The sequence below is a fragment of the Actinomycetospora sp. genome (genome assembly GCF_036497585.1).
Taxonomy (GTDB): Bacteria; Actinomycetota; Actinomycetes; order Mycobacteriales; family Pseudonocardiaceae; genus Actinomycetospora.
The window spans coordinates 1-10,065 of record NZ_DASXJD010000146.1; the positions used below are offsets into that span (position 1 = coordinate 1).

The following is a 10,065-nucleotide window of genomic DNA, read 5'->3' on the forward strand; positions in this document are numbered from 1 at the left end:
GCGCGGGCCACGACGGTCCAGCGGGCGGCCGAGGCGGCGGTGGTGAGCAGGCCCAGCGCCAGCGCGGCGGCCAGCGCGGCCGGGGAGAGCGCGCGCAGCCCGTCGAGCACCGGCCCGGTCCCCACGTGCACCACCACCGCCGCCGCGAGCGCCGTCCCCACGATGAGCGGGAGGACTCGCCGACGGCGGGCGAGGGCGGCACGGGCGGTCATGTGCGGGGGTCCGATCCGGGCGCGGCGGGCTGTCGTCCGAGGACACGGACCGGAACCGTCGGCGGTTCAGGCGCGGGGGCTCGGGGCGGGTCTCATCGTGCTCGGGAGGGGGACGCCCGTGGGGTGGAACGGCGAAGCCCGGCCGCCCCTCGTCATCGCTGATCGGACTCGGATTGGTCTCGAAGAGGTTACGGGCCTCGCTCGGCGGCAACGGCGGCTCCGGAACCGGCGGCTCCGGCGGCAGCGGGGACCTCGAGAACGACTGACCCACGACCCTTCGCGGCGGCGCCCGGGACCCCGGTTCCGGGCGCCGCCGTCGTGCGTGAGGCGATCACGTTCCTCCGAGGACCACGGGCGCCTGACCCCGGTCGCCGGGCCGCGGGCGCCGTCAGGACGACGGCGCCCGCGGTTCCGACCTAACGACGACGCCGCGCGGCGTCCGCCGCCTCGGCGAGCTCGAGCGCCTCCTGCGAGCGCTCAGCTGCCTCACGCTCGGCCGCGACCGCCTCGGACTCGGCCTCGACGCGGGTCCGGCGCGCCTCGTGGGCGTGCTCGTCGGCAACCTCCTGCGCCCGCTGCTCGGCCTTCGCCGCCTGCTCCTTGCGCTGCTCCTCCTTCTTCTTCGCCTGCTGCTGGCGCTGCTCCTTCTCCTGCTCGAGCCGCCGGCGCTGCTCCTTCTCCTGCTCGCGGATCCGCTCGCGCGCCTGCTCGTCGCGCTCGCGCCGGTCCGAGTGCCGCTCATCGGCGACGTCGCGGCGCGCGTCCGCGGCGGCCTCCCGCTCGGCGGCCTGGCTGCGCTGGTCGACGCGGGCGTCCTGGACGTCGCCCTGGTGGGCCAGTCCGGGGTCGCCGAGCAGCGAGCCCAGCACCTGCCGCACCCCCGCCTCGACGCTGTCCACCGCGAGGGCCGGGCCCCACTCCGGGTTGTCACCGTTCCCCGTCAACCGCGCGAGCAGGCCCACCGGGACCCGCGCCACGCCGAAACCGAGCGAGACCACCGGCCCCGCCACTGCTGACACCGGATTGCTCATCGGTCCTCCTCGACCTGTTCCAGGGCCTGGGCGTTGACGCGGGCCTGTTCGGCCCGCACCTCCTCGTCGCGGGCGCGCCCCTCGGCGGCGGCGCGCTCACGCACGGCGTCGGCCTCGTCGCGGCGCACCTGCCCCTCCTGGGCGGCCGCCGTCTGCGACACCGCCTGCTCGCGGCGCGCGGTGTCCGCCCGGGCCTGCTGCTGCTCGGCCTGGCGGTCGGCCTCGGCGCGCTCCTCGTGCTGCTCGCGCGCGTCCTGCGCCGCGAGCCGCTCGCGCTCGACCTCCAGTTCCTCGGACCGCGCCTGCGCCTCGGCCTCCCGCCGCTTCTGCTCGGCGTGCTGCTCGGCGCGCTTGGCCTCCTTGGCGACGTCGGCCTGCTCGGCCTGCAGCTCGCCCTCGGCGCGCAACTGCTCGTTGCCTGCCACGGATCCCGCCGCCTGCTTCACCGCTCCGGCCACCCGCGTGCCGATGCGCGCGGTCTTGCCGGTATCGGTGGGGTCGGCACCGTCGGTCATGTCTCCTCCTTCCGCCGGTCGTGCGGTACCTGGTACCCCGCCCGCCGTCGAACGACAGATGACTTTGGGCCGACCGGACCACGGATCGCGGCGCGCCCTGGCGAGCCGGCCCACCGAGCGACCACCCTCGGCGGATGGCACACGCGCAGATCCACCACGACGACGCGGCGGCGATCGGCGAGCTCGAGGCACTGTCCGGGCGCACCGTGGCCGTCCTCGGCTTCGGCAACCAGGGCGCCGCCCAGGCGGCGAACCTCCGGGACTCGGGGGTGACACCGCTGGTCGGTAACCGCGACGACGGCTACGCCGCGGCGGCGGCCGAGGAGGGCTTCGCGCCCCGGCCGATCGCCGAGGTGGCCTTCGAGGCCGACGTGTCGTTGCTGCTCGTGCCCGACGAGGTGCAGCCCGACCTGGTCCGCGCCGAGATCGCCCCGGGCCTGCAGGCGGGGGACACGCTCGTCGTCGCCAGCGGCTACAACTGGCACTTCGGGCTGCTCGAGGTGCCCGACGGCGTCGACGTCGTCATGGTCGCGCCGCGCATGATCGGCGCGGCGGTGCGCGACCGCTACGTCTCCCGCGCCGGGTTCCCCTGCTTCGTCTCCGTGGAGCGCGACGCCACCGGCCGCGCCTGGGACACCACGTTGGCGATCGCCCGCGCCATCGGCGGCACCCTCGGCGGGGCGGTCGTCTCGAGCGCCCGCGAGGAGGCGGCGCTCGACCTGTTCAGCGAGCAGGCGGTCTGGCCGGCGGTGCTGGCCGTGCTGCGCACCGCCCACGCAGTGGCCGTGGACGCCGGCTTCACCGAGGAGGCCGTGCTCTCCGAGCTGTACCTCTCGGGTGAGCCGGCCGAGGTGTTCGACCACGTCGCCCGCGACGGCCTCTTCGGCCAGCTCGGGCTGCACTCGCGGACCTCGCAGTACGGGCAGCTCCGCGCCCTCGCCGCCCTCGACGACGCCGCGCAGCGCGACCGCTTCACCGCGGTCCTGCACGATGACATCCTCTCCGGCGCCTTCGCCCGGGAGTGGAGCCGGCCCGAGGCGGGCGAGCGGCTCGAGGCGCTGCGCCGCGAGGCCGACGCGTCCCCGATCGCCGCGGCCGAGGCGACGGTGCGCGAGCGGCTGCGGTCCTGACCGTCACGTGTGGACGGCGGCGCGGACTGGTATCCGCACCGTCCCACCGCCGAGACGATGTGGAGCACCGCATGGACGCCGAGGAAGCCCGGCGCGAGCTGACCGAGGAACGCCGCCGGTTGACGGAGCTGGGGGAGTGGTCGCAGGAGCACCGCCCCGCGCCGTCGGTGCAGCAGGAGGGCGCGATGGGCCAGCACTCCGCGGACTACGGCAGCGAGGTCGAGGAGTCCATGGAGCGCCAGGGGCTCACCGACGAGGCACGACGGCAGGTCGCCGAGATCGACGACGCGCTGACCCGCCTCGACCACGGGACCTGGGGCCGGTGCGTGGTGTGCGGTCGGGACATCGACGACGACCGCCTCGACGCCCGCCCGCAGGCCGACCGCTGTCGCGAGCACCAGGAGGAGCTGGAGCGCTCGTCACGCTGACCGCGAGTGGGGCGGTCGCCGGCTACCCGAGGTCGTCCTCGTCGAGCTCGTGGACGGCCGCCTCCTCCGCGGAGGCGGCGCCACCCGCGATCCCGGCGTCGTCGGCGACGAGGACATCGGTGGGCCGGGTGTCCGGGGCCTCGTCGTCGGCGACCAGCCGGCCGGCCCGTCGCCCGCCCGCCTCGCTGTCGGGGTCGTCGGACACCGGGTCGGCGGCGACGGTGTCGTCGGCGGTTGCGAGGTCGTCGGGCACCTCACGGGCCAGGCGCTCGTCGACGGTGTCGCGGTGGCGCTGGCCCGCCGGCGTGGTGTCCGGGTCGTCGAGCCCGAACGGGCGGTTCGGGGAGACCGTCAACGCGTCCATCGCGTCGGTGCCGGGCGGCCCGTCCAGGGTCTCGCCGCTCTCGAGCTGGATGGCCGCACCGAGGTCGGGCTCCTCGGGGACGGCGTCGTCGCGGTGCGTCATCCACCCCGGCTACCCGCCCGCCACCGGTCGCGGGTGTGACCGGCGCAACAGGTCGGGGAGCCGCAGCGGGCCCTCGACGGCGGGGGGATCGCGAACGACGAGGTGGTGGACATGGCAGAGAGCAGCAACCAGGCACCCGGCCCGGACAGCGACGAGTTCCTCGGGAGCCAGAACACCGTCGAGCGGGTCAGCCCCGGGCCACGGCCGACGAGCCGGCGGTCGACGGCCGACGAGCCGGCGGTCGACGCCGACCTGATCTCCACCGAGCCCGGGGGCGGGCGCGGCGACGAGACCGACCAGGTCCGGGCGAAGGACCGCGGGGACTCCTGAGCCCGCCACGGGCGCCGTCGCGGGCGCTCAGACGTTGCCCGCGACGGGCTCGTAGCGGCTGAACCGCCGGGTGAAGCTCGCGGTCCCGGCGGTGAGGGCGCGCAGGTCCACCGCGTAGCGCAGCAGCGCCGTCTCCGGCACCTCGGCGCGCACCCGGGTGCTGCCGGTGCTGTCGGGTTCGGTCCCGACCACCCGGCCGTGGCGGGCGGAGAGGTCGCCGAGCACGGCGCCGAGCAGGCCGTCGTCGACGGTGACCTCGACCTCGTAGAGCCGCTCCATCAGGACGGTGCCGGCCTCGGCGACGGCCTCGCGCACCGCCAGCGCGCCCGCCGTCTGGAAGGCCTGGTCGGAGGAGTCGACGCTATGGGCCTTGCCGTCGACGAGGATCACACGCACGTCGACGACGGGCCGCCCGGGTGTCACCCCGGCCTCCAGCTGGGCCCGGACCCCCTTCTCCACCCCGGGGATGTAGGCCCGCGGGATCACCCCGCCGACGATCTTGTCGACGAACTCGACCCCGCCGCCCCGGGGCAGCGGCTCGATCTCGATGCGGCACACGGCGAACTGCCCGTGCCCGCCGGACTGCTTGACGTGCCGCCCGAGCCCGGTCGCCGCGCGCAGGACGGTCTCGCGCTCGGGGACCGCCACGTCGGTCACCTCGAAGACGGCGCCGGCGGCCCGCAGCCGGGCGAGCACGACGTCGGCGTGGGCCTCCCCGGTGCACCACAGGACCACCTGGTGGGTGTCCTCGTTGCGCTCGACCCGCAGCGTCGTCTCGGTGGCGGCCAGGCGGGCGAGACCGCGGGCCACGGCGTCCTGGGCGCTGCGCTCCGCGGACACGGCCACCGGCAGGAGCGGCTCGGGGAGCTCCCACCCGTCGAGGCCGATCGGGTCCTCGACCGCACAGAGGGTGTCCCCGGTGGTCCCGGCGCCGAGGCGGGTGATCGCGCAGAGGTCGCCCGCGATGCACCACGGCACCTCGCGCAGCGTCGCGCCGAGCGGGGCGTGGACCCGGGACACCCGCAGGCTGTCACGCCCGCCGGCCCCCGTCGCGTCGTCCCCGGCGCGCGGGGACGGGACCCGCAGCGGGTCGCTGCAGACGGTGAGCACGGTGTCGGACGTCAGGCGCCCGGAGAACACCCGGACCAACGAGACGCGGCTGCCCTGGGGATCGGTGCCGGTGTGGACGACCTCGGCGACGACGGGCCCGTCGGGGTCGAGCGCCACCGGGGCGTGCCGGCCACCGTCCGGGGCGTGCGCGGCCATCGGGGCGTGGGCGGTCGGTGGGGGGACGGCGTCGACCACGAGGTCGAGCAGCGCCTCGAGCCCGGCTCCGGCCGGGGCGCACACGCCGACGACGGGGACGAGCGAGCGTCGGGCGACAGCTGTGGCGAGATCGGCGCGCAGCGCCGCGAGCGGTACCGGCTCGCCCCCGATCCACCGCTCGAGCAGCGCCTCGTCCTCGCTCTGCTCGATGAGGGTCTCGACGAGGTCGCGTCGGGCGTCGTCGGGATCCTCGGCCGTCGGATCGGGCCCGTCGGTGGCGAGCAGGGCGCGCACGAGGGGGGTGCCGTCGTCGGCCCGCTCGGTGCGGGTCACCGGCACGAGGACCTCGCCGGCCTCTGCCGCGGTCACGGCCTCCCTGCACGCGACGAGGGCCGCGGTCTCGTCGGCGCGGGCGTGGTCGAGGCGGCTGAGCACCAGCACGGCGGGCAGCCCGGCGCGCCGGCACTCGGCGAGGAGCGCGGAGGTGGGCGCGGCAGCGCCCTCGGCGGCATCGGCCGTGCCGACGACGAAGAGCACGGCGTCGGCGGCGCGCAGGCCGGCCCGCACCTCGGCGAGGAAGTCGGGGCACCCCGGAGTGTCCACGAGGTTGACCTTGATCCCGCGGTGGACGAGGGAGGCGACGGCGAGCGACACCGAGCGCTGCTGGCGGCGCGCATCGGCGTCGTGGTCGGTGACGGTGGTCCCCGCGGCGACCGAGCCGGCCCGGGGGACCGTGCCGCTGGCCGCGAGCAGTTCCTCGACCAGCGTCGTCTTGCCCGCCGCCATCGGCCCGACCACCGCGACCGAGCGCACCGCCGCCGGGTCGTCCGGCGCCAGATCGTTCCCGCCCCGCGGGCTCCGTGCTCTCCGGGCCGTCTCGCCCGCCGTCCGTGCACCCATGACGACCACCTCGTCGCGTCCCGATGTCCGGCACGACGTCCGAGGGCTCCGCGACACCGTGCCGTCAGCGACAGTTCACGCGAGTGACCCAGGTCACGGCAAGACCCGACCTGCCGAATCTGCTCGGGCGGATGCGGAGGGCTGGGCCGGGAGCTCGACGCAGTCCGACGCACAGGCACCGGGCGCGACGGGGTCCGGGGGCTCCAGCACGCCGCGCGGGCGGTGCAGGACGGCGCGCTCCGGGACCACGTCGAGCGCGTCGCCGACGACGGTGGCCGTGCCGTCGACGATCAGCGCATAGCCGCCCGGCTCGCGCGGTGCCCAGAGCAGGGTGACCGCCTCGTGGCCCGCGGCGTCGCCGAGCGCGGTCCGGCCCACCTCGGTGACCCGCACGACGCCGTCGGTGACGGTGGTGACGATCGACCCGACGTGGGGGCGCGGCCGGTCCCCGAGGGTGAGGAGGTACCCGCCCCCATGCCCGCGACGGTGCGGGCCAACTCGTCGGGGGCCACCTGGATGCTCATCCGGCCGAGCGTACGACGGTGGGCCACTGACGGTCCTCGTCGTCGAGCCCTAGCCTTGTCCCCGTGACCATCCAGGACGCGGGGGGTCGGGGCCCCTCGGCCGGTGGGGCCGAGCCCGGGGAACGGCTCGACGCCCTCGTGCCCGGGCTCGCGGACGCGTGCGTCGACCTCGTCGACGCCGTCTACGACCGCGTCGACGAGCCCGGTCCCGGCCGCCCGATGCTCCTCGCGCGGCTCTGCGACCGCCTGCACCCGGGCTGGGCGGACAGCTCGGCCGACGAGCGCGTCCTCGCGGTACTCGACGCGCTGCGGGTGGTCATCGGCGCCCGCTACACGCCTCAGCCGCCGAGCGACCTGGTGTAGCCCCGGGTCCGTTCTGAGCGAAGGGCACGTTCGGTCGACTCTATCGGCGGTGGGCGCCCTTGGCCGGAACGGCCGTGCCCGGATCGTTCTGAGCGAAGGGCACGTTCGGTCGACTCTTCGGGCCGTGGGCGCCCTTCGCCGGACCGGGCATCCTGGTGTGCTCCTGGGCCCTGGCGGTCGTCAGCTACGCGCTGCACTACGCGGAGAAGGACCGCCAGGAGCCCGGCCTGGAGTTCCCCGGAACCCGCACGACACGTTCGCCGACTACCGGTACTTCTCGATGGCCGTGGCCACCACGTTCGGCGCCACCGACGTCAGCATCACGACGCCGCGCATGCGCCGAGTGGTCAACGTCCACACCCTGCTCACGTTCGCCTACAACACCGTGATCGTCGCCCTGCTCGCGTCGTTCCTGATCCACTGGCGAGGGCGGTCACCGGCGCGGAGCGCTCAGGATCTTCACCACGAGCCGCTCGTCCACCCGGAGCCGCGGCGCCGACTCCCGGCAGCGGTCCACGATCTGGCGGGGCGAGAGCCCCATGTCGTGGTAGAGCCGCACCAGCTTCTCCTGCTGCGCGGTCCACGGGCGCACCGGCGCCGGCGCGGGGCGCCTCGGAGCCGGCTGCGGGCGGCGCGGCGCCGGAACGCCCGCGCCCGGCGTCGGGGGCACGGCGGCGTTCTTGGCGGCGAACTCACCGGCCTCCGCCCGTCGCCGGACCTCGTCGGGCTCCGCGACGACGAACGACTCACCGCTCTTGTTCACCCCGACCGCGGTCACCTCGGGGCCACGGCGGTACTCCTCCTGACAGGCCGGCCGCAAGCAGTACCGGTACCCCAGCTCGGCCCGTTCCTCCAGCAGCTCCTCGCCGCACCCGACGCACTCCACCTGCACCCTCGACCTTCGTCACGCTCCACCGAGCACAACGCCGGCCGGTCCAGCGGTCTTCCTCCCGGCGGTCAGGACGACGTCGGGGTGGGCGACGATGCCGTCGTCGTCCGGGGTCGTCCCAGCCACCGGTTGACGGGCAGCCGACCTCCGAGCCAGAAGCACGCGACGATCCCGACGACCGCGACCACCGGGGCCTTGACCTCGGCGGGGGCGGGGACGAACCGGATCGCGGTCGCGAGCGCCAACAGGACGGGCCCCTGGATGACGAAGGCGGGGAAGGCGGCGCGGGCCCACCGCGCGGCGCGCGGGCCGGGTTCGGAGAGCCACCGCTCCGCGCCGCCGACGAGGAAGACGGTCGCGCAGACCACCAGCACCGCCTCCACGGTCGCGGTCGCCAGCGACTGCCAGTGCCGGCCGCCGAGGTAGGGACCCATCTCGTGGGACACCTCGCGGACACCGGCCGCGAGCGCGACCACGGGCAGCACCACGACCGTCGCCAGGGTGACCGCGCCACAGACCCGCCGCAGCCGGGGCGGGATCCCGTGGCCCATCCGCGTCGCGCGGCGGCGATCCCGAGCAGGAGCATGCCGAGGCACTGGGGCCACTGCCAGAGGTGCAGGTCGAACAGCTGCCCGCTGCGCGCGACGAACACGAGCCGGACGGCGAACGAGGTCACCGCGATGAGCAGGACGGCCCCGGCCCGCCCCGCGCCGGTGAGCGGCCGCACCGTCTCGGGCGGTGGACCCGCGACGGCAGCACCCGCGACAGCGTCACCGTCCGGCCCGCCGCCTCGTAGGCCAGCCACAGCGACACCGGCCAGAGCACGAACGCCGAGATCAGCCAGGGCACACCGAGCTGGCGGCTGCGGGCGAGGAGATAGCGCCGCGGTCCCCGGCGCGCGAGCGACTGCTCGGTGGTCAGGCCGGCCACGAAGAAGAGCAGGCCGATCACGAAGAGCCCGGAGGGCCCGAGGACGGCGACCAGCCCCAGCTCGACGGACGGGGAGAACGTCACCTCGTGGATCTCGTCGTAGGCCCACCCGCCGACGGCCGAGCGGCCGAGCAGGGCGTGGCCACCGATCACCCAGGCCACGAGGACGGTGCGGAGGTTGTCCAGGTGCGGCAGGTGGACGAGAGGGGCGGACCCGGCGCGCATCGGCCGCTCTTCGGGCCCGGCGCCCGCTCCGGCCCGGACGCGTCACCGTCATGCTCGTCGCATCCGGCGCCGGGACCAGCGCGCAAGGGCACCTCCGGGCGAGGACCTCGGTCCCGGCTCCGGGGCACCATCGGCCCGGTCCGGGGCGGAGCCGCTACCGGTCGGTGGCCCGGTCGCCGGCCGGGCGCAGCGGGTCGTGCCCCATGCTCATGAGGTAACGGCGCCACCCGGCGGACTCGCCCGCGTCGGGCTCGAGGTCCTCGCCGCGCTCGCGGTGGACGATCGACACGACCCGCGCCATGACCTCCGCGTCGTGGTCCTCGAGGTCGGTCTTCCGCTTGCCGAGGACGGCGAGCACGTCGGCGCCCGTCGGGGGCATGCGCTCGCCGGGGACGAAGTCGGCCTCCTCGGAGGCCTCCTCGGTCAGTAGCCACGTCTCCAGCTCGCGGGAGTTCATGTTGACCACGCGGTGGAACTCGTCCCAGAGGTCGTCGTACCCGGTGCTCGAAGTCATCCCGCCGTCGTTCCCGCCGGGCGGGGTCCCGCAATCCCCCGATGCTCCGGACGGTTCAGCGCGTCCACCTCGTTGCCGAGGGCCTCGCGACCGAACCGCCGGAGATCATCACAGAGGCATCACGAACCTCGCCGATGGCCAACCGACCCGCCCGCACCACGTCCCCCTCACCACGTCGGGTCCATCCTTCGGACCGCGACGAACAGGCTCGTGGATACATCTCGGGGACGAGGAGAAACCAGCAGTGGGCGAGGCAGCACCGCGTCGATCGTCGACCATCATCGTGCCGAGGCGGGTCGCTCCGGGGCCGGACGGTCCGGCCGCGGGGACCCAGGGGGGGGG

13 protein-coding genes and 2 pseudogenes are annotated in these 10,065 nt (G+C 75.6%); 5 read left to right on the forward strand and 10 right to left on the reverse strand.

The genetic code is table 11. The features are described 5' to 3' along the window. From VGH76_RS14330 to VGH76_RS14340, 3 genes and pseudogenes are all read right to left on the reverse strand, one after another. A pseudogene (locus VGH76_RS14330) lies at positions 1-212 on the reverse strand (hypothetical protein); the annotation flags it as partial. A gap of 416 nt (positions 213-628) precedes the next feature. Next, positions 629-1,243 carry a hypothetical protein gene (locus tag VGH76_RS14335; protein ID WP_331557356.1) on the reverse strand — a complete coding sequence of 205 codons (615 nt, stop codon included), beginning with the start codon at positions 1,241-1,243 and terminating at the stop codon, positions 629-631. Further along, positions 1,240-1,758 (reverse strand): hypothetical protein, encoded by a 519-nt coding sequence (locus tag VGH76_RS14340; RefSeq protein ID WP_331557357.1) that lies wholly within the window; start codon positions 1,756-1,758, stop codon positions 1,240-1,242. Before VGH76_RS14340 ends, VGH76_RS14335 begins: the two co-directional genes overlap by 4 nt. Before the next feature lie 134 nt (positions 1,759-1,892). On the opposite strand from VGH76_RS14340, the gene VGH76_RS14345 reads away from it, so the two are divergent. Continuing rightward, positions 1,893-2,888, forward strand: a complete 996-nt coding sequence (locus VGH76_RS14345; RefSeq protein WP_331557358.1) for an NAD(P)-binding domain-containing protein — start codon at positions 1,893-1,895, stop codon at positions 2,886-2,888. 71 nt (positions 2,889-2,959) lie between these two features. Continuing rightward, the gene (locus VGH76_RS14350; protein ID WP_331557359.1) at positions 2,960-3,316 is read left to right on the forward strand and encodes a TraR/DksA family transcriptional regulator; all 357 of its coding nucleotides are present in this window, start codon (positions 2,960-2,962) and stop codon (positions 3,314-3,316) included. Between the two features lie 22 nt (positions 3,317-3,338). On the opposite strand, the gene VGH76_RS14355 is transcribed toward VGH76_RS14350, so the two are convergent. After that, positions 3,339-3,782: a DUF5709 domain-containing protein gene (locus VGH76_RS14355; RefSeq protein WP_331557360.1), complete on the reverse strand. Its 444-nt coding sequence runs from the start codon at positions 3,780-3,782 to the stop codon at positions 3,339-3,341. 111 nt (positions 3,783-3,893) lie between these two features. Between VGH76_RS14355 and VGH76_RS14360 the strand changes: the two genes are divergently transcribed. Then, the gene (locus tag VGH76_RS14360; protein ID WP_331557361.1) at positions 3,894-4,112 is read left to right on the forward strand and encodes a hypothetical protein; all 219 of its coding nucleotides are present in this window, start codon (positions 3,894-3,896) and stop codon (positions 4,110-4,112) included. Positions 4,113-4,139: 27 nt separating this feature from the next. On the opposite strand, the gene VGH76_RS14365 is transcribed toward VGH76_RS14360, so the two are convergent. Together VGH76_RS14365 and VGH76_RS14370 are read right to left on the reverse strand one after the other, a co-directional pair. After that, on the reverse strand, positions 4,140-6,278 hold the full coding sequence (locus VGH76_RS14365; RefSeq protein WP_331557362.1) for an elongation factor G: 2,139 nt from the start codon (positions 6,276-6,278) through the stop codon (positions 4,140-4,142). A gap of 93 nt (positions 6,279-6,371) precedes the next feature. Then, entirely contained in the window at positions 6,372-6,671 is a 300-nt protein-coding gene (locus tag VGH76_RS14370; RefSeq protein WP_331557363.1) for a hypothetical protein, read from the reverse strand. 194 nt (positions 6,672-6,865) lie between these two features. Here VGH76_RS14370 and VGH76_RS14375 point away from each other — a divergent pair, with 194 nt between their 5' ends. Beyond that, a complete protein-coding gene (locus VGH76_RS14375) occupies positions 6,866-7,165 on the forward strand; it encodes a hypothetical protein (protein ID WP_331557364.1) in 300 nt (99 codons plus the stop codon). Between the two features lie 280 nt (positions 7,166-7,445). After that, a pseudogene (locus VGH76_RS28010) lies at positions 7,446-7,505 on the forward strand (hypothetical protein); the annotation flags it as partial. Positions 7,506-7,598: 93 nt separating this feature from the next. Here VGH76_RS28010 and VGH76_RS14380 read toward each other — a convergent pair. The 4 genes from VGH76_RS14380 to VGH76_RS14395 form a co-directional block, all read right to left on the reverse strand. Further along, entirely contained in the window at positions 7,599-8,057 is a 459-nt protein-coding gene (locus VGH76_RS14380; protein WP_331557365.1) for a hypothetical protein, read from the reverse strand. A gap of 65 nt (positions 8,058-8,122) precedes the next feature. Further along, complete coding sequence (locus VGH76_RS14385) at positions 8,123-8,542, reverse strand: hypothetical protein (RefSeq protein WP_331557366.1); 420 nt, start codon at positions 8,540-8,542, stop codon at positions 8,123-8,125. Between the two features lie 184 nt (positions 8,543-8,726). After that, on the reverse strand, positions 8,727-9,209 hold the full coding sequence (locus VGH76_RS14390; RefSeq protein ID WP_331557367.1) for an acyltransferase family protein: 483 nt from the start codon (positions 9,207-9,209) through the stop codon (positions 8,727-8,729). 154 nt (positions 9,210-9,363) lie between these two features. Continuing rightward, positions 9,364-9,723, reverse strand: a complete 360-nt coding sequence (locus VGH76_RS14395) for a DUF3140 domain-containing protein (RefSeq protein WP_331557368.1) — start codon at positions 9,721-9,723, stop codon at positions 9,364-9,366. Positions 9,724-10,065: the final 342 nt, after the last annotated feature.

Bases quoted from the DNA above. Each gene is read 5' to 3' on its own strand.
- VGH76_RS14365 (WP_331557362.1), bottom strand. From the start codon at position 6,278: ATGGGTGCACGGACGGCGGGCGAGACGGCCCGGAGAGCACGGAGCCCG.
- VGH76_RS14345 (WP_331557358.1), top strand. From the start codon at position 1,893: ATGGCACACGCGCAGATCCACCACGACGACGCGGCGGCGATCGGCGAG.
- VGH76_RS14395 (WP_331557368.1), bottom strand. From the start codon at position 9,723: ATGACTTCGAGCACCGGGTACGACGACCTCTGGGACGAGTTCCACCGC.
- VGH76_RS14360 (WP_331557361.1), top strand. From the start codon at position 3,894: ATGGCAGAGAGCAGCAACCAGGCACCCGGCCCGGACAGCGACGAGTTC.
- VGH76_RS14350 (WP_331557359.1), top strand. From the start codon at position 2,960: ATGGACGCCGAGGAAGCCCGGCGCGAGCTGACCGAGGAACGCCGCCGG.
- VGH76_RS14340 (WP_331557357.1), bottom strand. From the start codon at position 1,758: ATGACCGACGGTGCCGACCCCACCGATACCGGCAAGACCGCGCGCATC.
- VGH76_RS14335 (WP_331557356.1), bottom strand. From the start codon at position 1,243: ATGAGCAATCCGGTGTCAGCAGTGGCGGGGCCGGTGGTCTCGCTCGGT.
- VGH76_RS14390 (WP_331557367.1), bottom strand. From the start codon at position 9,209: ATGCGCGCCGGGTCCGCCCCTCTCGTCCACCTGCCGCACCTGGACAAC.
- VGH76_RS14355 (WP_331557360.1), bottom strand. From the start codon at position 3,782: ATGACGCACCGCGACGACGCCGTCCCCGAGGAGCCCGACCTCGGTGCG.